Source organism: Pseudomonas rustica (genome assembly GCF_049959085.1).
GTDB lineage: Bacteria > Pseudomonadota > Gammaproteobacteria > Pseudomonadales > Pseudomonadaceae > Aquipseudomonas > Aquipseudomonas rustica.
The window spans coordinates 4,132,275-4,152,924 of the sequence record NZ_CP188200.1 but is presented as its reverse complement, the minus strand read 5'-3'; the positions used below and the strand labels follow the sequence as shown (position 1 = coordinate 4,152,924).

At 60.1% G+C, this 20,650-nt stretch carries 18 protein-coding genes; 14 read left to right on the top strand and 4 right to left on the bottom strand.

The genetic code is table 11. From position 1 onward, the window contains the following. Nucleotides 1-41: 41 nt before the first annotated feature. Nucleotides 42-410 carry a YkgJ family cysteine cluster protein gene (locus ACP3TY_RS18825; RefSeq protein ID WP_426618194.1) on the bottom strand — a complete coding sequence of 123 codons (369 nt, stop codon included), beginning with the start codon at nt 408-410 and terminating at the stop codon, nt 42-44. 301 nt (nt 411-711) lie between these two features. Between ACP3TY_RS18825 and ACP3TY_RS18820 the strand changes: the two genes are divergently transcribed. Beyond that, entirely contained in the window at nt 712-2,061 is a 1,350-nt protein-coding gene (locus ACP3TY_RS18820) for a spinster family MFS transporter (protein WP_212545273.1), read from the top strand. 198 nt (nt 2,062-2,259) lie between these two features. Here ACP3TY_RS18820 and rapA read toward each other — a convergent pair whose 3' ends face one another. Next, the gene (gene rapA, locus ACP3TY_RS18815) at nt 2,260-5,106 is read right to left on the bottom strand and encodes an RNA polymerase-associated protein RapA (RefSeq protein WP_401244608.1); all 2,847 of its coding nucleotides are present in this window, start codon (nt 5,104-5,106) and stop codon (nt 2,260-2,262) included. 241 nt (nt 5,107-5,347) lie between these two features. Here rapA and ACP3TY_RS18810 point away from each other — a divergent pair, with 241 nt between their 5' ends. The 3 genes from ACP3TY_RS18810 (at nt 5,348) to ccoM (ending at nt 6,245) form a co-directional block, all read left to right on the top strand. After that, a complete protein-coding gene (locus ACP3TY_RS18810; RefSeq protein ID WP_426618193.1) occupies nt 5,348-5,689 on the top strand; it encodes an aspartate-semialdehyde dehydrogenase in 342 nt (113 codons plus the stop codon). A gap of 135 nt (nt 5,690-5,824) precedes the next feature. Continuing rightward, nucleotides 5,825-5,986 carry a hypothetical protein gene (locus tag ACP3TY_RS18805; RefSeq protein ID WP_172680076.1) on the top strand — a complete coding sequence of 54 codons (162 nt, stop codon included), beginning with the start codon at nt 5,825-5,827 and terminating at the stop codon, nt 5,984-5,986. A 145-nt stretch (nt 5,987-6,131) separates the two neighbouring features. Beyond that, nucleotides 6,132-6,245: a cytochrome c oxidase subunit CcoM gene (gene ccoM, locus ACP3TY_RS18800; RefSeq protein WP_041070550.1), complete on the top strand. Its 114-nt coding sequence runs from the start codon at nt 6,132-6,134 to the stop codon at nt 6,243-6,245. 1,035 nt (nt 6,246-7,280) lie between these two features. Here the strand turns inward: ccoM and ACP3TY_RS18795 are convergent. Then, the gene (locus tag ACP3TY_RS18795; protein WP_212550611.1) at nt 7,281-8,756 is read right to left on the bottom strand and encodes an inorganic phosphate transporter; all 1,476 of its coding nucleotides are present in this window, start codon (nt 8,754-8,756) and stop codon (nt 7,281-7,283) included. Nucleotides 8,757-9,129: 373 nt separating this feature from the next. After that, the gene (locus ACP3TY_RS18790) at nt 9,130-9,330 is read right to left on the bottom strand and encodes a hypothetical protein (RefSeq protein ID WP_053117858.1); all 201 of its coding nucleotides are present in this window, start codon (nt 9,328-9,330) and stop codon (nt 9,130-9,132) included. 646 nt (nt 9,331-9,976) lie between these two features. On the opposite strand from ACP3TY_RS18790, the gene pcaR reads away from it, so the two are divergent. The 10 genes from pcaR (at nt 9,977) to pcaD (ending at nt 20,649) form a co-directional block, all read left to right on the top strand. Continuing rightward, the gene (gene pcaR / locus ACP3TY_RS18785; protein WP_007917109.1) at nt 9,977-10,819 is read left to right on the top strand and encodes a pca regulon transcriptional regulator PcaR; all 843 of its coding nucleotides are present in this window, start codon (nt 9,977-9,979) and stop codon (nt 10,817-10,819) included. Between the two features lie 293 nt (nt 10,820-11,112). Next, nucleotides 11,113-12,459: an MFS transporter gene (locus tag ACP3TY_RS18780; RefSeq protein ID WP_053117860.1), complete on the top strand. Its 1,347-nt coding sequence runs from the start codon at nt 11,113-11,115 to the stop codon at nt 12,457-12,459. 273 nt (nt 12,460-12,732) lie between these two features. Beyond that, nucleotides 12,733-13,590 carry a CoA transferase subunit A gene (locus tag ACP3TY_RS18775; protein WP_053117863.1) on the top strand — a complete coding sequence of 286 codons (858 nt, stop codon included), beginning with the start codon at nt 12,733-12,735 and terminating at the stop codon, nt 13,588-13,590. Further along, on the top strand, nt 13,590-14,369 hold the full coding sequence (locus ACP3TY_RS18770; RefSeq protein WP_426618192.1) for a CoA-transferase subunit beta: 780 nt from the start codon (nt 13,590-13,592) through the stop codon (nt 14,367-14,369). The genes ACP3TY_RS18775 and ACP3TY_RS18770 overlap by 1 nt, the downstream gene beginning before the upstream one ends. Next, the gene (pcaF, locus tag ACP3TY_RS18765; protein ID WP_426618191.1) at nt 14,366-15,571 is read left to right on the top strand and encodes a 3-oxoadipyl-CoA thiolase; all 1,206 of its coding nucleotides are present in this window, start codon (nt 14,366-14,368) and stop codon (nt 15,569-15,571) included. Before ACP3TY_RS18770 ends, pcaF begins: the two co-directional genes overlap by 4 nt. A 36-nt stretch (nt 15,572-15,607) precedes the next feature. Then, a complete protein-coding gene (pcaH, locus tag ACP3TY_RS18760; RefSeq protein ID WP_426618190.1) occupies nt 15,608-16,312 on the top strand; it encodes a protocatechuate 3,4-dioxygenase subunit beta in 705 nt (234 codons plus the stop codon). A gap of 1 nt (nt 16,313) precedes the next feature. After that, nucleotides 16,314-16,880, top strand: a complete 567-nt coding sequence (pcaG, locus tag ACP3TY_RS18755) for a protocatechuate 3,4-dioxygenase subunit alpha (protein ID WP_426618189.1) — start codon at nt 16,314-16,316, stop codon at nt 16,878-16,880. A gap of 262 nt (nt 16,881-17,142) precedes the next feature. Then, a complete protein-coding gene (locus tag ACP3TY_RS18750; RefSeq protein ID WP_053117871.1) occupies nt 17,143-18,438 on the top strand; it encodes an MFS family transporter in 1,296 nt (431 codons plus the stop codon). Between the two features lie 45 nt (nt 18,439-18,483). Beyond that, entirely contained in the window at nt 18,484-19,848 is a 1,365-nt protein-coding gene (locus ACP3TY_RS18745; protein WP_426618188.1) for a 3-carboxy-cis,cis-muconate cycloisomerase, read from the top strand. Nucleotides 19,849-19,860: 12 nt separating this feature from the next. Continuing rightward, nucleotides 19,861-20,649 (top strand): 3-oxoadipate enol-lactonase, encoded by a 789-nt coding sequence (gene pcaD, locus ACP3TY_RS18740; RefSeq protein ID WP_426618187.1) that lies wholly within the window; start codon nt 19,861-19,863, stop codon nt 20,647-20,649. Nucleotide 20,650 lies beyond the last annotated feature (1 nt).

Genomic DNA, 20,650 nt, shown 5'->3' with positions numbered 1-20,650 from the left:
ATGATTTCGGCATTAGCGTCATAGCGATTGGCGCTAAAGGCTTAGGCGATCTGTTCGAAAGGTATTTGCGCCCATTCCGGTTGCAGCGGCGGCAGGCCAAAACGTACGCGGGCCTTGTCGCAATCGACGTTCTGCTCGCCGTTTTCCCACGACGATTCGAACTCGCGGCAGGGACTGGAACGCAATTCATAAATGGAGCACTTCACTTCGCTACCGACTTCGCCTTCCAGCGCCGTGCAGCGTGGCGATTTGCAGTCGGTGCCGTTCATCGCCACCCGGCTCGGGCTGATCTGCGTGACCAGTTCATCGGGCACGGTGCCGCCGGAGGAAGCGCACTCACCCCAGAAAAAAGACACACGGAAATGGGAACAACAGGCACCGCAATTCAGACACGGACTGACTTCGGACATGGACGGGGGTATCAAAGGGATTGATCGGGAGATCCGGACGGTTCCGGCGGCTATTCTAGGCTTCGCCACGGCGTTGGGAAGGGGGGCGTGAAACTATTTTTTTGTGGCAAGGTTTTGCCGCAAAAGCCCCGGTTTTCGGGGGATTCAAGCGTTATCAAGGGCTTACGTTTCGTTACAGTGCCATGGCCCGATATCAGGCAGACGAATGATCACAGACAGCCCCGTTCAGGCTGACTAGATTGCAGGTTCCGGGCTCGGATGCGTTGGCAGTGAAGCCCTATAACAATAAAGAGACGGACCCATGCAGAACTCGACCCAAGCGGCGAATGCCTGGCGCATTCTGTTCCTGCTGTTCCTTGCCAACCTGTTCAATTTCTTCGACCGCACCATTCCGGCGATCATCATCGAGCCAATCCGCATGGAATGGCATCTCAGCGACTTTCAACTGGGCATCGTCGGTACCGCATTCACCCTTGTTTACGCGATTGCCGGCCTGCCGTTGGGGCGCATGGCCGACACCGGCTCACGGCGCAAACTGATGGGCTGGGGCCTGGCGACGTGGAGCGCGCTGACCGCAGTCAACGGGCTGGTCGGCAGCTTCTGGAGCTTTTTGATCGTGCGCATGGGCATCGGCATCGGTGAGGCCAGTTATGCGCCGGCAGCCAACTCGCTGATCGGCGATCTGTTCCCGGCGCATCGTCGGGCGCGGGCGATGGGCATTTTCATGCTCGGTCTGCCGCTGGGCTTGTTGCTGGCGTTTTTCACCATCGGCTGGATGGTCAAGGCATTCGACAGCTGGCGCGCGCCGTTTTTTATCGCGGCGGTGCCGGGGCTGGTCCTGGCGATCTTCATGTTCTTCATTAAAGAGCCGAAGCGCGGCGCGGCGGAAACCGTGCAGGTTTCGCAGGAACGCGTCGACAAGCCGATCCGGCGGATTCTGGCCGTGCCGACCTTTCTCTGGCTGGTGATGGCCGGGTTGTGCTTCAACTTCGCGACCTATGCCTGCAACTCGTTTCTGGTGCCGATGCTGCAGCGCTATTTCCTCATGCCGCTGCAGGAAGCGGCCGTGGCGACTGGCGTGATCGTCGGCGTGACCGGACTGATCGGTTTGACGCTGGGCGGCTGGATTGCGGACAAGATTCACCAGCGCGTGGCCAACGGGCGGCTGTTGTTCGCGGCGTTCAGTCTGATTATTTCGACCCTGTGCACGGCGTGGGCATTGCATTCCGGGCGCATCGAGATTGGTGTGTTTGTCGCGGTATTCAGTGTCGGCTGGCTGTTTGCCTACAACTTCTACACCTGCGTTTACACCGCGATTCAAGACGTGGTCGAACCGCGTCTGCGGGCGACGGCGATGGCGTTGTTCTTTGCCGGGTTGTATCTGCTGGGCGGTGGCTTGGGGCCGGTGGTGGTCGGTGGTTTGTCCGATCACTTTGCGCACACGGCGATGCTGGCGGCGGGGGCTGAGCAGATGAGCGAGGCGTTCAAGGCAGTCGGGCTGCATGACGCGATGTATTTGATTCCGGTGGCGCTGTTTCTGACGATGGTGTTTCTGTTTCTCGCGGCGCGGTGTTTTGTGCGCGATGCGCAGCGAATGAAGGAAGGTTTGGTTGCGGTGGTTGAACCAGAGGTTGCAGTGGCGACGGCTTAAGATCAAAAGATCGCAGCCTTCGGCAGCTCCTACATGATCGTTCCCACGCTCTGCGTGGGAATGCAGCACGGGACGCTCTGCGTCCCTTTCCAGAGCTGGAACGCTGAGCGTCCCTTGAGGCATTCCCACGCGGAACGTGGGAACGATCGGCCCGCATCGCTGCGGGCCTTGTTGTTTTCAGCAGGGGAGCAGGGCGGTTTAACCCGCCACCAACACCCGAATCGCTTCCAGGCGCAACGCCGCTTTGTCCAGCATCGCCAGACCTTGCTCGCGCTGTTCACGCAATGCCACCAGTTCGCTGTCACGTACGGTCGGGTTGACTGCTTGCAACGCGGTCAGGCGCGCCAGTTCTTCGTCGGTGTCGGCCGCCAGACGGCGACGGGCCTCGGCCACGCGCTCGGCGTGACGCGGGGTGATCTTGTCTTCACCGGCATTGATCCGTGGCGTCAGCTGATCGCGCTGAGCCTGGATAAACTTGTTGGCGCTGGCGCGCGGCACGCTTTCCAGCTGATCGTTCAGGGTTTCAAACGAGACGCGTGGCGACAAGTCGTTGCCATTGGCATCGAGCAGGCAGCGCAGGGCGGCCGGCGGCAGGTAACGGCCCAGTTGCAGCGCGCGCGGAGCCACCACTTCGCTGACATAGAGCAATTCCAGCAACACGGTGCCCGGCTTCAGCGCCTTGTTTTTGATCAGCGCGACGGCGGTGTTGCCCATCGAACCGGACAGCACCAGATCCATGCCGCCCTGCACCATCGGGTGTTCCCAGGTGATGAACTGCATGTCTTCGCGCGACAGCGCCTGGTTACGGTCGTAGGTGATGGTCACGCCTTCGTCGTCGCCCAGAGGGAAGCTGGCGTCGAGCATCTTCTCGCTCGGCTTGAGGATCAGGGCGTTTTCCGAATGGTCTTCGCTGTCGATGCCGAACGCGTCGAACAGGGTTTCCATGTAGATCGGCAGGGCGAACTGATCGTCTTGCTCAAGGATGTCCTCAACCAGCGCTTCACCTTCGCCAGCGCCGCCGGAGTTGAGCTCCAGCAAACGGTCGCGGCCAGTGTGCAGCTCGGCCTCCAGACGTTCACGCTCGCTGCGCGCTTCGTCGATCAGCGCTTGCCACTCGCTGTCGTCGGCTTCTTCGAGCAGCGGCAGCAGGCGCGGGCCGAACTGATGCTGCAAGGCGTTGCCGGTCGGGCAGGTGTTGAGGAACGCGTTCAGCGCTTCGTGGTACCACTGGAACAGGCGCTCTTGCGGGCTGGTTTCCAAGTACGGCACGTGCAGTTCGATGATGTGCTTCTGGCCGATCCGGTCGAGACGACCGATACGCTGCTCAAGCAAATCCGGGTGCGACGGCAGATCGAACAGCACCAGGTGGTGTGCGAACTGGAAGTTACGACCTTCACTGCCGATTTCCGAGCAGATCAGCACTTGCGCGCCGAACTCTTCATCGGCGAAGTACGCGGCGGCGCGGTCACGCTCAAGGATGTTCATGCCTTCGTGGAACACCGTGGCCGGGATGCCGGAACGCACGCGCAGGGCGTCTTCCAGATCCATCGCGGTTTCAGCGTGGGCGCAGATCACCAGCACTTTGGTGCGCTTGAGCATTTTCAGCTGATCGATCAGCCATTCGACGCGCGGGTCGAATTTCCACCAGCGCTCTTCTTCGCTGGCGTCCGGCTGCGACTGGAAGCTGACTTCCGGGTACAGCTCGGCGTGATCGCCCAACGGCAGCTCGAGGTATTCGTCCGGGCACGGCAGCGGGTACGGATGCAGCTTGCGCTCCGGGAAACCCTGCACGGCAGCGCGGGTGTTACGGAACAGCACGCGGCCGGTGCCGTGGCGATCGAGCAGTTCGCGCACGAGGCGGGCGCTGGCTTCGGTGTCGCCATCGTTGACCGCGGTCAGCAGGGCTTCGCCTTCGTTGCCGAGGAAACCCTGAATGGTTTTGTGCGCTTTGGCCGAGAGACGGCCCTTGTCGAGCAGTTCCTGAACGGCTTCGGCCACCGGGCGATAGTTATCGCTCTCGGCACGGAACGCGGCCAGGTCGTGGAAACGGTTTGGATCGAGCAGGCGCAGACGGGCGAAGTGGCTGTCCTGACCAAGTTGTTCCGGAGTCGCGGTGAGCAGCAGCACGCCCGGGATGACTTCGGCGAGTTGCTCGACCAGCGAGTATTCGGCGCTGGCCTTTTCTTCGTGCCAGACCAAGTGGTGCGCTTCGTCGACCACCAGCAAATCCCAACCGGCGGCGAACAGAGCGTCCTGCGCCTTCTCATCGTCGACCAGCCATTCCAGCGCAACCAGCGCCAGTTGGGTGTCTTCGAACGGGTTGGTGGCATCGCTTTCGATAAAGCGTTCTTCGTCGAACAGCGCGACCTGCAGGTTGAAGCGGCGGCGCATCTCCACCAGCCACTGGTGCTGGAGGTTTTCCGGGACGAGGATCAGCACGCGGTTGGCGCGACCCGAGAGCAGTTGGCGATGGATCACCAGACCGGCTTCGATGGTTTTACCCAGACCTACTTCGTCCGCCAGCAATACGCGCGGCGCAATGCGGTCGGCGACTTCACGGGCGATGTGCAATTGGTGCGCGATCGGTTGCGCACGCACGCCACCCAGGCCCCAGAGCGAAGATTGCAGCTGGCGGCTAGTGTGTTCGAGGGTGTTGTAACGCAGCGAGAACCACGACAGCGGGTCGATCTGCCCGGCGAACAGACGGTCGCTGGCCAGACGGAACTGAATGAAGTTCGACAGCTGGGTTTCTGGCAGGGTAACGGCTTCGTTCTGCCCGTTGAGGCCGTGATAAACCATCAGCCCGTCGACATCGTCGACTTGCTGCACGGTCATCTTCCAGCCTTCGAAGTGGGTAATGGTGTCACCCGGCGAGAATCGCACGCGGGTGAGGGGCGCATTCCGTAGCGCGTACTGGCGGGTTTCGCCAGTGGCCGGGTAGAGCACGGTCAACAAGCGGCCGTCCTGTGCCAGAACGGTGCCTAAACCCAGCTCGGCTTCGCTGTCACTGATCCAGCGTTGCCCCGGTTGATACTGCTGCGCCATGCTGCCTGACTCCCACCTTGAAAAAGCGGGCTATCTTAACGGAATGAGGGCTTCAGGGCCAAAGGATTAGCAGCAGTGGCGAGCTTTTAGCTGCGAGCTGCAAGCTGAAACAAAAGGCGTCATGCGTCTGTTTTCTCCTCTTGCAGGGCACCTGTAAGTGTTAAGCAGGTCACAGAATTGCGACGGGTGGCTCAAGGCGTGTTTGTCTTAGCCGATAGCCTGCTGACAGGAGAACCCCTATATGTTGCCACCGATGCTCCCCTTGAGCGCTGTGCCGATCACTTCGCAGCAGGATCCGATCCGCCAGCGGCCGGATATTCCTCCGGTGGTGCCGGTGCAGGAAAGCTCCAACGAAAGTACGATCGATCTGCAGAAACGTGATCCGGAAGAGGATCGACTGCTGGCGCGCGAAGAACAGCGCCGTCAGCAGGAGCGTGATCGTCGCCGGCGCGAGGCCGACGAAGACTCGGAAGAGCATCTGGCCGTGCCGGGTACCGTGCTCAACGCCGACAATACCGTGCCGGTGGTGCCGCTGATTGAAGATCAGCCGCGTCAGGGCTTGTGGGTCGATATCGAGATTTGAGCGGCTCTGGCTAGATGATTGGTTTGATCGTGTTGGGCTGGGTGGCTGGTCAGCGCTGACGGCAGGCGGCATTATTGGCGCAGTCCTGCCGGTGATGTGGCAGTTGTGATTCTTTGAAGCGATGTTCTGAACGCCATGAGCCAAGACGACAAACTGATCGACCTCAGCACTGAACGCGCCAAGCGGGTGCATGACATTAAAGAGAAGCGGCTGAACGAAGTGCGTCAGGCGTTTGAGCAGGCGATGCCGTTGGGCAAGCCGAAGAAAAAGTCGAAGAACAAGCCGAAAAAGCGTTGATCTCCCCCTGCATCTGTTGATGCAGGTCAGTTATTTCCCCTCCTTTCTCTCCCTTTGTTGCGGTTATTGATCCCGGTCAATTTGTGCGCCTGTGTGTTTGGTAATTTAGTCCCATCGCAGCAAAGCAGGGGCCAGGAGGCCAGTCATGTTTTTCGATAACGTGGTGTTTGCCGGGGTTCTGACTGTAGGGCTGATGGTTCTGTTTTTTGCAGGGTTTGGATTTTTTATCTGGAAGGATGCGCATAAGCGTAAGAAGTGATTCTTCTGGATTGATGGGCACGCAAGGCATTTTGGGGCGACTTCGGTTGCCCCTTTTTTTTGCCTTGGCGGCCTTGGCGGCCTTTGGGCCGACCAGGCTGGGGGTGTGTTTTGTGAATATCCGTTGCTGCGGTAACGGCTGCTTAGGGTTTCGCCCTTACGGCGAGTCACCTTTTCCAAACGCCGAAAAGGTAACCGAAAAGGCTTTGCCCTGACGTTCGGCCCGCTCGCTGGGGCTCGGGGTTCCTTCGCTCCGGGATCGATCCGGGGGGCAGCGCCTACGGTTTGCTTCGCTGCACCTCCTCTCGCTGTGTTTGGCTGCGCCAAACGGTCGCTGCGCTCCCACCCCCGGATCAATCCCTCCACTCAGCCTGCCGACGGGCTCCGAGATCAAGATCAAGATCAAGAGCAGGCGAGCTGACACTCGGCCTATTGAGTGGTGTGGAGCACGGCGCGCTTGGCTTTGGTTTTTGTGGCGTTTTTGCCCCTCATCGGAACGCCGCCCGCCCAGCCCTCTCCCGAGGGAGAGGGAGCCGATTGGTGGGCTTTTCAAAATGTGTGTTCGACTCGGTATCCCAAGCCGGCGTACCTCTCCCAAACACCCCGATCAGTCCCCTCTCCCTCCGGGAGAGGGCTAGTGAGGGGCTCTTGATCTTGATCTGGCTTTTGACGTGGCTTTTGATCTCAAGCCCCTTCGGCAGGCCGAGCGTAGGTGTCCATCCGGGGATCAGGCGCGTAGCGCCGTGCGGCGTAGCCGCACACATCGAGAGGAGGTGCAGCGAAGCAAACCGTAGGCGATGTCCCCGGATGGACACCGTAGCGAGGGAACACTGAGCCTCAGCGAAGTGCCGTACGCCGGGGCAAAGCCTTTTGGGTTACCTTTTCGGCGTTTGGAAAAGGTAACTCGCTGTAAGAGCGAAACCGCCAGCAGCCATCACCGCAGCAACGGATATGCCCCCAATCCCAACCCCAACCCCCGAACCAAAAAAAAGGCGCGATCCCAAAGAATCGCGCCTTCTTCATATATCGCTATCTATCAACTACCCAAAGCCTTCGAAGCCAACCAGAACAACCCAGCCGACAACGCCACGGTAGCCGGCAAGGTCAACACCCAAGCCAACAGAATAGTGCGAACAGTCCCACCTTGCAGGCCGCTCTTATTCGCGACCATGGTACCCGCCACACCCGAAGACAACACATGAGTCGTCGACACCGGCAAACTGAAGATGTTGGCCAAACCAATCAAACTCGCCGTAGTGATCTGCGCCGACATACCCTGCGAATAGGTCATGCCCTGCTTGCCGATCTTCTCGCCAATGGTCAGAACCACACGTTTCCAGCCAACCATGGTGCCCAGACCCAGCGCCAGTGCAACCGCCAGAATCACCCAGAACGGCGCGTATTCAGTGGTCGTGGTCAGGTCTTTGCGCAACTTGTCGAGGTCAGCCTTTTCACGGGCATCCAGAACCGGCAACTTGCTGACTTTCTTCGCGGTATCGTCCAGGCACAGCAAGTAACGACGTACTTCGATGCGGCTATCCGACGACAGCGAATGATAGTCCGCTACACCTTTAAGCGTGTGCAACAGAGCGGTGATAGTCGGTTCGGTCTGCTGCGGGTTGCAGCGGAATTTCTCCGGCAGGTCGCCGTCTACGCTCTTGCCCAAGGCCAGGAATTCACCCAGCGAATCGGCGTTGCGCTGGTAGAACTGGCTCAGGTGCAGGGTCGCGTCGCGGGTGCGTTCGATCTGGTAAGTGGTGCTGTTCAGGTCGAGAACGAACTGCGCAGGCACGATACCGATCAACACCAGCATGATCAGGCCGATGCCTTTCTGGCCATCGTTGGAACCGTGCACGAAGCTCACGGCCATGGCCGAGATCACCAGAACCAGACGGTTCCAGAATGGCGGATGCTTTTTGTCGTCGAGTTTGCGGCGCTGTTCAGGCGTCTTGTGCATCTTCGACAGCGGGCGCCACCATTTCAGGCCGATCAGGATCAGCGCTGCAATCAGGAAGCCAGCCATCGGCGAGAACACCAGCGAAGCGCCGATGTCGATCGCTTTCTGCCAGTTAACGCCGTCGGCCAACGGAATGTCGTTGATCAACGCGTTGGCCAGGCCGACACCGAGGATCGAGCCGATCAGGGTGTGGGAACTGGACGCCGGGATACCGAAGTACCAAGTGCCGAGGTTCCAGGCGATTGCCGCTGCGAGCAACGAGAAAACCATCGCAAGGCCATGGCCGGTGTTCACATTGATCAGCAGCTCAACCGGCAGCAAGTGGACAATGGCATACGCCACGCCAACGCCACCCAGCAGCACGCCGAGGAAATTGAACACACCGGAGAAGAACACCGCCAGGTGCGGCGGCATGGCTTTGGTGTAGATAACAGTGGCTACCGCGTTAGCGGTGTCATGAAATCCATTGATGAACTCGAAGGCGAGGACAAACGTCAGGGCGAGCAAGAGGCTCACAAGCACCCAAGCATCCAGTCCGCTGAATAAATCGATCATGAAGGTTTTCTGACCCGGTCGTAAGGGGGCGCGATTATGCCAGAAAAGACTGGAAATCGATGCCCTCAGTGCTCATCGGTAACGCACTTCTTCGATTTAATTTGTTGCAGCACATGAAAACCAAGCGGCGTGCAGGGTTTTTCAAGCCTTTGATTTGTCTATAAAAAGGCTTTTTGGAACAAGCGTTTTACCCGCGTTTGGAGGGCTCAAACGCTTGTCTGAAATATCTGTGAAACTTTCCGAAGCTGTCCTTTAGCCGGCTCTACGCAGAATCAGCCGCTGCCCGCGGGTAGCGGGCGCGCAAGGCATCGTCTCGGCACCGCGTGGGTAACCGGTGCGTACACGGATGCTCAAGGCCTTCAAAAACCGTGGCTCATGGCTCTTCGGCTTTGAGTTCCTTTTCGATCTTTTCGATTTCTTGCTTGAAGACCTGATCCTGAACGGTAGGGCGTTTGCGCCATGCCTTGCGTTCCGGTTCTGGTTGAGCGGCGTAGGTGGTGACTTCCCCGCCGTAAACATCCTTGTAACGTTGTTCCTGGCGCTCAAGTTCCGCGCGCAGTTCGTCTTTCGTCACAGTGCTACCTGTATGAGTTGAGATAAATGTCTGGTGAATCGCACTGCAACGAGTCGATTGAGCGGGCCCGTCGAGAACTCAACGCCAGAACAGGCATTGATGTCTTCGGCAGGGCGATCAAGACTTCCATGTTACAGGCGGCTACGACACCAGATTAAAACGGACGCAGCATCAGTTCCTGTTTTAGCGAGCGCTGGCGTTACATCAATCATGAGCGTCAGACGCTTGCCGGGGCTGGCAGCGATTGGCATCGCCTCAGCCGGTGACCACCTCGATGAATAACGGGTGCCACTGAGGTGCATTATAGCGGTCGATTCAGGATTGACTATCGTTGCCTAGTTAAAAACGGTTCGGGATGTGTGATTGTTTTGTTAATCGCAACTTTCTCGGGTAGTTGAAGTGCAAGCAAACGTTTACTTCGCCGCGATCTGTTTTTGGCGCCATTTAGTCGATCAACTAAATCTTGATTGAGTTCCCCGGCAAAGTTGCACAAGCGTCTCAAATAGCAAACCACAGCAGAGGAGGGCGATTGCGATTATCGGTCGACGGTTCGATAATCGCCCAATGTTGATGGCCCGCCGCTTGTGCATCTCCCCGCGAGCCGTTTGTATAGCCATTGATCCGTGTCGGGTAAAAAGGACAATAAATGAACGATCAAATGCGCAACTCCTTCACTTCCGTGGCGCCGCCGATCGTCGCCTCGCCGGCCAAGCGGATTCAGGCACTGACCGGTGATCCGGATTTCATGACGTCGCTGGCCCGTGGCCTGGCGGTGGTGCAGGCGTTTCAGGAGCGCAAACGTCATCTGACCATCGCGCAGATCAGCCACCGCACGGAAATTCCCCGCGCCGCGGTGCGCCGTTGCCTACACACTCTGATCAAACTCGGCTACGCCACCACCGACGGACGCACCTATTCTCTGCTGCCGAAAGTGCTGACCCTCGGCCACGCTTATCTATCATCGACGCCGCTGGCCGTGTCCGCGCAGCCGTACCTCGACCGCATGAGCGAGCAACTGCACGAAGCCTGCAACATGGCCACGCTTGAGGGCGACGACATTCTTTACATCGCGCGGTCGGCGACCACGCAGCGGCTGATCTCGGTCGACCTGTCGGTGGGCGGGCGTCTGCCGGCTTATTGCACATCGATGGGCCGGATTCTGCTGGCAGCGCTGGACGACACGTCCTTGCGCGAATACCTCGACCACGCTGAACTGGTCGCTAAAACCAGCCGCACGATCCACACCCCCGACGCGTTGCTCGAATGTTTGCAGGAAGTGCGGCAGCAAGGTTGGTGCATCGTCGATCAGGAATTGGAGCAAGGCCTGCGCTCGATTGCCGTACCGGTCTACGACGCTTCGGGCCAAGTGGTGGCGGCGCTCAACGTCAGCACCCACGCCGGTCGCGTCAGCCGCACCGAGCTTGAGCAGCGCTTTCTGCCGGGCCTGCTCAGCGCCAGCCGCGACCTCAGCGCGCAGTTGTTTGCCTGATGAAGCTGTTCGATAAACGCACAGTGTTGCGTTTATCGAATTGACGCTAAAACCCTCGGATCATTAATGTCGCGGCAGCGTCATCCGGCGCTGTTGTGAATGAGCCCGCCGGACTGTCGACTCCCATAATAATGACAAGAGGCAACTCACCATGCGCACGCTCCCCGACTGTCTCCGCTCCAACCGCTGTTGCCGGGTTCACCGCAACGCCTGATTGCAACCTTCTATTCTTGTAGCTGTGCCGCTCTCTGGCCGGCCGCCGTTCGACTGCGTTTTTTGCGTGGATAAAAATAATGAACCAGCCTCAGTCCGCTGTGGGTCAGTGCCTCGACGTGCAGACCTTCATCAACGCCCAACCGATCTCGCGCTATCAATGGCGGGTGGTGATCTTGTGTTTCCTGATTGTCTTTCTCGATGGCCTCGACACCGCCGCGATGGGCTTCATTGCCCCGGCGTTGTCGCAGGACTGGGGCATCGACCGCGCCAGCCTCGGCCCGGTAATGAGCGCCGCGTTGATCGGCATGGTCTTCGGCGCACTCGGTTCCGGCCCTTTGGCTGACCGCTTCGGGCGAAAAGTCGTACTCGTCGGCGCCGTGATTCTGTTCGGTGCCTTCAGCCTGGCGTCGGCTTACAGCACTAACGTTGAACAACTGCTGGTGCTGCGCTTCCTGACCGGCCTCGGTCTGGGCGCGGGGATGCCCAATGCCACCACGCTGCTCTCGGAGTACACCCCGGAGCGCAAGAAGTCGCTGCTGGTGACCAGCATGTTTTGCGGTTTCAACCTCGGCATGGCCGGTGGCGGGTTTATTTCCGCCAAGCTGATTCCGGCGTTCGGCTGGCACAGTCTGCTGCTGATCGGCGGGATTTTGCCGCTGATCCTCGCGGTGGTGCTGCTGTTCTGGCTGCCGGAATCGGCGCGCTACCTTGTCGTCCGTAACCGTGGCACCGACAAAGTGCGCAAAACCCTGGCGCCGATCGATCCGGTCACCGTTGCCCAAGCCTCGAGCTTCAGCGTGCCGGAACAAAAAACCGTGAAGGCACGCAACGTGTTCGCGGTGATTTTCTCGGGCACCTACAGCACCGGCACCTTACTGCTGTGGCTGACCTACTTCATGGGCCTTGTGATTGTTTATCTGCTGACCAGTTGGCTGCCGACGCTGATGCGTGACAGTGGCGCGAGCATGGAGCAAGCCGCGTTCATCGGTGCGCTGTTCCAATTCGGCGGGGTATTGAGCGCGGTCGCTGTGGGATGGGCGATGGATCGCTTCAATCCGCACAAGGTTATCGGCATTTTCTACCTGCTGGCCGGGGTGTTTGCCTACGCGGTGGGGCAGAGCCTGGGCAATATCACCTTGCTGGCGACTTTGGTTTTGGTGGCGGGGATGTGCGTGAACGGCGCGCAATCGGCAATGCCGTCGCTGGCGGCGAGGTTTTATCCGACGCAGGGGCGGGCGACCGGCGTGTCGTGGATGCTGGGGATTGGCCGCTTTGGCGCGATTCTCGGGGCGTGGATGGGCGCGACGTTGTTGGGCTTGGGCTGGAATTTTGAGCAGGTGTTGACGGCGTTGGTGATTCCGGCGGCGGTGGCGACGGCTGCGGTGGTGATCAAGGGCATGGTCAGTCATGCGGATGCCACTTGAGTACAACTGTCAGAATCTCCTTTGAATGTTCTGGCCCCTTCGCGAGCAAGCTCGCTCCCACATTGGAATGCATTTCAAAATGTGGGAGCGAGCTTGCTCGCGAAGCCTTTGTTCTTGATTGTTAGGCAAACAACAATCTGTTCGATAAACGAACACTCAGTCGATTATCGGATTGTTTGGCACTTTTCCCAGGCTTAATCTGCAGTGACTCCGGCGCTGAACCTCGCGCCTTTTTATCACTGGCGATTCATTACAAAAACAGGAGCCCGCTCCATGGCTGAGATCCTTTCGCTGCACGACGCGGTGAAGCAATTCGTCAACGACGGCGACACCGTCGCACTCGAAGGCTTCACTCACTTGATCCCTACGGCCGCAGGTCATGAAATCATTCGTCAGGGCAAGAAAGATCTGACGCTGGTGCGGATGACGCCTGACCTGATCTACGACCAACTGATCGGCGCCGGTTGCGCACGCAAACTGATTTTCTCCTGGGGCGGCAACCCTGGCGTGGGTTCGCTGCACCGTCTGCGCGACGCGGTCGAGAAGCAATGGCCGCAGCCGCTGGAGATCGAAGAACACAGCCACGCCGACCTGGCGAATGCCTACGTCGCCGGCGCTTCCGGCCTACCATTCGCGGTGCTGCGTGCCTACGCCGGTTCCGACCTGCCGAAGGTCAATCCGCTGATCAAAACCGTCACCTGCCCGTTCACCGGTGAAGTGTTGGCGGCCGTGCCGTCGGTGCGCCCGGACGTGACCGTGATCCACGCACAGAAAGCCGACCGCCAAGGCAACGTGCTGCTGTGGGGCATTCTCGGCGTGCAGAAAGAAGCTGCACTGGCCGCCAAGCGCTGCATCGTTACCGTCGAAGAAATCGTCGACAACCTCAACGCGCCAATGAACTCCTGCGTGTTGCCGACCTGGGCCTTGAGCGCAGTGTGCCATGTACCCGGCGGTGCACATCCGTCCTACGCCCACGGTTACAACGAGCGCGACAATCGTTTCTATCAGGCGTGGGATCCGATCGCCCGCGACCGTGAGACGTTTACCGCGTGGATCAACGAATACATCCATGGCTGCGCTGACTTCAGCGAGTTCCAGGCCAAGTTGGCCGCTGCTTCGGAGGCCAAGTAATGACTTACACCACCAATGAAATGATGACCGTCGCTGCGGCCCGTCGCCTGAAGAACGGCTCGGTGTGCTTCGTCGGTATCGGCCTGCCGTCGAAAGCCGCCAACCTCGCGCGCCTGACTTCGTCGCCGGACGTGGTGCTGATCTACGAATCGGGCCCGATTGGCGCCAAGCCGAGCGTGCTGCCGCTGTCCATCGGTGACGGCGAACTGGCGGAAACCGCCGACACCGTCGTCCCGACCGGTGAGATTTTTCGCTATTGGTTGCAGGGCGGACGCATCGACGTCGGTTTTCTCGGCGCCGCGCAGGTCGACCGTTTCGGCAACATCAACACCACCGTGGTCGGCGATTACTTCTCGCCGAAAGTGCGCCTGCCGGGTGCCGGTGGCGCGCCGGAAATTGCCGGCTCGGCGAAAAGCGTGTTGATCATCCTTAAACAGTCGGCGCGTTCGTTTGTCGACAAGCTCGACTTCATCACCTCGGTCGGTCACGGCGAGGGCGGCGATTCGCGCAAACGTCTGGGCCTGCCGGGCGCCGGCCCGGTCGGGATCATCACCGACCTGTGCATCATGGAGCCGGAAGAGGGCACCCGCGAATTCGTGGTCACCGCACTGCACCCGGGCGTGACCCGCGAGCAAGTGGTCGCGGCCACCGGTTGGGCGATTCGTTTTGCCGACAGCGTTGAGACCACCGCGGAGCCGACTGACGTCGAACTGACCGCGCTGCGCGATCTCGAAGCGCGCACCGCCGCCGCCCACGGTCAGGCACCGGGAGAAGCATGATGCGTGACGTTTATATCTGCGACGCGATTCGCACGCCGATCGGCCGTTTCGGCGGCGGACTGTCCGCCGTTCGCGCTGATGACCTGGCCGCCGTGCCGATCAAGGCCCTGATGGAGCGCAATCCATCGGTGGACTGGAACGCCATCGACGAAGTGTTCCTCGGCTGCGCCAACCAGGCTGGCGAAGACAACCGCAACGTTGCGCGCATGGCCCTGCTGTTGGCCGGCCTGCCGGAAAGCGTGCCGGGCGTGACCCTCAATCGTCTGTGCGCTTCGGGCATGGACGCGATCGGCACGGCATTCCGCGCCATCGCCAGCGGCGAGATGGAGCTGGCGATTGCCGGCGGCGTCGAATCGATGTCCCGCGCGCCGTTCGTGATGGGCAAGGCTGATGCGGCGTTCTCGCGCAACATGAAACTGGAAGACACCACCATCGGTTGGCGTTTCATCAACCCGCTGATGAAGGCGCAATATGGCGTCGACGCGATGCCGCAGACCGCCGACAACGTCGCCGACGACTATAAAGTCTCGCGCGCCGATCAGGACGCTTTCGCCCTGCGCAGTCAGCAACGCACCGCCGCCGCGCAGGCTGCAGGATTTTTCGCTGAAGAAATCGTCGGAGTGCGGATTGCCCACAAGAAGGGTGAAACCGTGGTCAGCCAGGATGAACATCCGCGCGCCGACACCACGATTGAAGCGCTGACAAAATTGAAACCGGTCAATGGCCCGGACAAAACCGTCACCGCCGGCAATGCCTCCGGCGTCAACGACGGTGCCGCGGCGCTGATTCTGGCTTCTGCCGAAGCGGTGAAAAAACACGGTCTGACCGCCCGCGCCAAAGTGCTCGGTATGGCCAGCGCCGGTGTCGCGCCGCGGGTAATGGGCATCGGCCCGGTGCCAGCGGTGCGCAAATTGATCGAACGCCTCGGCGTAGCGGTCAGCGATTTCGACGTGATCGAACTCAACGAAGCGTTTGCCAGCCAAGGCTTGGCGGTGCTGCGTGAATTGGGTCTGGCGGATGATGCCGCGCAGGTCAACCCGAACGGCGGTGCGATTGCCCTCGGTCACCCGTTGGGCATGAGCGGTGCGCGTCTGGTGTTGACCGCGCTGCATCAGTTGGAAAAGACCGGTGGCAAGAAAGGTCTGGCGACCATGTGCGTCGGTGTCGGCCAAGGTCTGGCCCTGGCCATCGAACGCGTCTGACGCAAGCCGTGACGAAAAAGAACAGAGGAAAGCGACATGTCTGACAAGCCTGGTTACCGTCGTCCGCAGGAAGGCACTCAGCCTGAGTACCTGCACCCGACGTATCAATCCACCAACCTGCGCTCGCCGTCGAAGCCATTGGTGTTTCTGCCGCACTCGCTGTCGGAAATCACCGGCCCGACCATCGGCGCCGAACGTGTAGGCGACACCGATAACGACCTGACCGCCCAGCACGAAGGCGAACCACAGGGCGAGCGCATCATCATTCACGGCCGCGTGCTCGACGAAAACGGTCTGCCGGTGCCGGGGATTCTGGTGGAAATCTGGCAGGCCAACGCCGCTGGCCGCTATAACCACAAGCGCGACGTGCATGATGCGCCGCTCGACCCGAACTTCACCGGCACCGGCCGCACCGTGACCGACGCCGACGGCTGGTATCAGTTCCAGACCATCAAGCCTGGCGCCTATCCGTGGGGCAACCACCACAACGCCTGGCGCCCGGCGCACATTCACTTTTCGCTGTTCGGTCCGAGCATTCTTACGCGCCTGGTCACGCAGATGTACTTCCCGGGTGACCCGCTGCTGGCCTACGACCCGATCTACAACTGCGTGTCGGACACTTCGGCCAAGGAACGCCTGATCGCCAGTTTCGATCTGGAAAAAACCATTCCGTCCTACGCCCTCGGTTATCGCTGGGACATCGTGCTGCGCGGGCGTGAAGCCACGCCGATGGAGAAATAAGATGACGCTGACTGCGACCACGTCCCACACCGTCGGGCCGTATTACCACATCGGCCTGACCTGGCTGAACCGCGAAGACCTCACCGTCGAACAAACCCTCGGCGAGCGCGTGGCGATCACCGGGCAAGTGGTGGATGGCAACGGCGATGTCGTCAACGACGCCATGCTCGAAGTCTGGCAGGCGAATGCTGCCGGCAAGTACGACCACCCGGAAGACGAGCAGAACAAAGCGCTCGACCCGAACTTCGAAGGCTTTGGCCGGGTGCCGGTGGATGCTGAAGGGCGCTTTCGCTTTACCACGATCAAACCGGGCACGGTTGAAGGGCTGAAGGGCTCGACCCAGGCGCCGCATTTGGTGGTGTTGGTGTTTGCCCGTGGCTTGGTGAAGCATTTGCTGACGCGGATCTACTTTGAAGGCGAGCCGGCCAACGTTGATGATCCGTTGCTCGAATGTGTGCCGGCTGAACGCCGCGCGACCTTGCTGGCGAAGAAGGATGAATCGGGTGTTTACCAGTGGAATGTGATTTTGCAGGGCACTGATGCCGAGACGGTGTTCTTCGATTATTAAGATCAAAAGATCGCAGCCTGCGGCAGCTCCTACATGATCGTTCCCACGCTCTGCGTGGGAATGCCGCCATGGACGCTCCGCGTCCACCGTGACGCGGAGCGTCACCGGATGCGTTACCACGCAGAGCGTGGGAACGATCAACAGGGGATGCAGACCCATGTAGGAGCTGCCGAAGGCTGCGATCTTTTGATGTTTCGCCTTGTGGAACGGGACTGTTGCAAAGTATGTCTAGACTCTCACTGTCCCTATCGAGTGAAAAACAATGACAACCACCACCTCCCATTACACCGGTGAAGAGCGCAGCAAGCGCATCTTTGCCATTGTCGGCGCCTCGTCCGGCAACCTTGTCGAATGGTTCGACTTCTACGTTTACGCCTTTTGCGCGATCTATTTCGCCCCGGCGTTTTTCCCCTCCGATAACCCGACGGTGCAACTGGTCAACACGGCTGGCGTGTTCGCTGCCGGCTTCCTGATGCGTCCGATCGGTGGCTGGATTTTCGGTCGGATCGCTGACAAGCATGGGCGCAAGAAATCCATGCTCATCTCGATTCTGATGATGTGCTTTGGTTCGTTGCTGATCGCTTGTCTGCCCACTTACAACAGCATTGGCGTCTGGGCGCCGATCCTGTTGCTGTTCGCGCGTCTGCTGCAAGGCCTGTCGGTCGGCGGTGAATACGGCGCCACGGCCACCTACATGAGCGAAGTTGCGCTCAAGGGCCAGCGCGGATTTTTCGCCTCGTTCCAGTACGTGACCTTGATCGGCGGGCAACTGCTGGCGGTGTCGCTGGTGGTGATCCTGCAACAGTTCCTCACCGAAGAAGACCTGCGTGCCTACGGCTGGCGTATCCCGTTTGTTGTGGGTGCAATTGCGGCGGTGATTTCGCTGTTCCTGCGTCGCTCGCTGAAAGAAACCACCAACAAGGAAACTCGCGAACACAAAGACGCCGGCAGCATCCGCGCGTTGTTCCGCGATCACAAAGCCGCGTTCATCACCGTGCTCGGTTACACCGCCGGTGGCTCGCTGATCTTCTACACCTTCACCACGTACATGCAGAAATACCTGGTGAACACCGCCGGCATGCACGCCAAGACCGCCAGCTACATCATGACCGGCGCGCTGTTTCTGTATATGTGCATGCAGCCGCTGTTCGGCATGCTCGCCGACAAGATCGGTCGACGTAATTCGATGCTCTGGTTCGGCGCGCTCGGCACGCTGTTCACCGTGCCGATTCTGTTGAGCCTGAAGAGCGTCAGCAGTCCGTTTCTGGCGTTTGTACTGATCACCGTGGCGCTGGCGATTGTCAGTTTCTACACCTCGATCAGCGGCCTGGTGAAAGCCGAAATGTTCCCGCCGGAAGTCCGCGCCCTCGGCGTTGGTCTGGCGTACGCGGTGGCGAATGCGATCTTCGGCGGTTCGGCGGAGTTCGTCGCGCTGAGCCTGAAGAACATCGGCATGGAAAACTCCTTCTACTGGTACGTGACGGCGATGATGGCGATCGCGTTCCTGTTCAGTCTGCGCTTGCCGAAACAAGCGGCGTATTTGCACCACGATCTCTAACCCGATGCGCGCGGGCCGTGATGGCCCGCGCCTGCAAGGATTTTTATGACTCAGCGACCGGGCAATCAATTGTTCGATGCCTACTTCACTGCCCGCGATATGCGTGAGGTGTTCTGCGATCAGGGCCGCGTGCAGGCGATGCTCGACTTCGAAGCGGCGCTGGCTCGGGCCGAGGCGCGGGTCGGCTTGATTCCGTCCACTGCGGTGGCGCCGATTGCGGCGGCTTGCAACGCTGGTCTGTATGACTTCGCAGCACTGGGCGAGGCGATTGCCACGGCCGGCAATTCGGCAATTCCGCTGGTCAAGGCGTTGGGCAAACAGATCGCCGCGACCAATGCCGAGGCTGAGCGTTATGTGCATTTGGGCGCGACCAGTCAGGACGTGATGGATTCCGGGCTGGTGTTGCAATTGCGTCAGGCGCTGGAATTGATTGAAAGTGATCTGGCGCAGTTGGCCGATTCGCTCGCTACCCAAGCGCAACGTCATGCAGCGACGCCGCTGGCCGGACGTACCTGGCTGCAACATGCGACGCCGGTTACCCTCGGCATGAAAATCGCCGGATGGCTGGGGGCCGTGACTCGCAGCCGTCAGCGTCTGCGCGAACTCAAACCGCGTCTGCTGGTGCTGCAATTTGGCGGCGCCTCGGGGACGCTCGCGGCGTTGGGTGAGCAAGCGATGCCGATTGCCGAAGCGCTGGCCGAAGAACTGCAACTGACCTTGCCGGAACAACCGTGGCACACCCAACGCGATCGCGTGGTGGAGTTCGGCGCGGTGCTCGGTTTGATCGCCGGCAGCCTCGGCAAATTCGGCCGCGACATCAGCCTGTTGATGCAGACCGAAGCCGCTGAGGTTTTCGAGCCATCAGCGCCGGGCAAGGGCGGTTCGTCGACCATGCCGCACAAACGCAATCCGGTTGGTGCAGCGGTGCTGATCGGTGCGGCGACGCGTGTGCCGGGTCTGGTCTCGACGCTGTTCAGCGCGATGCCGCAGGAGCACGAACGCAGCCTCGGTTTGTGGCATGCCGAATGGGAAACTTTGCCGGAAATCTGCTGCCTGGTTTCCGGTTCGCTGCAACAGGCGAAATTGCTCGCTGAGGGTCTGGAAGTCGACGCCGAACGCATGTCGCGCAACCTCGAACTGACCCAAGGGCTGGTGCTGGCCGAAGCGGTGAGCATCGTCCTCGCGCAACGGGTCGGCCGCGACACCGCGCATCATCTGCTCGAACAATGCTGCAAACGCGCGGTGGCCGAGCAGCGTCATTTGCGCGCCGTACTCGGTGACGAACCGCAAGTCACCGCCGAATTGAGCAGTGCTGAACTCGATCATCTTTTGAACCCCGCCCATTACCTCGGCCAGGCGAAAACCTGGGTCGAGCGTGCGGTGGCCGAACACAACGCATTGTCTGTCTGAAAGGAGAAGGCTGTGGCTTTCGTTCAACTCGCCGATGGCGAACTGCACTATCAAATAGACGGCCCGGTCGATGCGCCGGTGCTGGTGCTGTCCAACTCGTTGGGCACTGATCTGCACATGTGGGACGTGCAGATGCCGGCGTTCACCGAGCATTTCCGCGTGCTGCGTTTCGACACCCGCGGTCACGGCAAATCACTGGTGACGCCGGGGCCGTACAGCATCGAGCAACTCGGTCACGACGTACTCGGTTTGCTGGATGCGTTGCACATTGATCGCGCGCATTTCTGCGGACTGTCGATGGGCGGGCTGATCGGGCAATGGCTGGGGATCAATGCCGGGCATCGTCTGCACAAGCTGATCGTCTGCAACACGGCGGCAAAAATCGGCGATCCGACGGTGTGGAATCCGCGCATCGAAACCGTGCTGCGTGATGGCGCGGCGGCGATGGTTGCTCTGCGCGATGCATCGATTGCTCGCTGGTTTACCCCGGATTTTTCCGCTGCACATCCGGCCGCAGCCAAGCAGATTACCGACATGCTCGCGGCGACTTCGCCTGAAGGGTATGCGGCCAATTGCGCGGCGGTGCGTGATGCCGATTTCCGCGAGCAACTGGCTTCGATCAACGTGCCGTTGCTGGTGATTGCCGGCACCGAAGATGCGGTGACGCCGCCGGCCGGTGGGCATTTCATTCAGGAGCATGTACGCGGTGCCGAGTACGCCGAGTTCTATGCGGCGCATTTGTCCAACGTGCAGGCCGGTGCTGATTTCAGTGATCGCGTATTGGCGTTTCTAAACGCCTGAC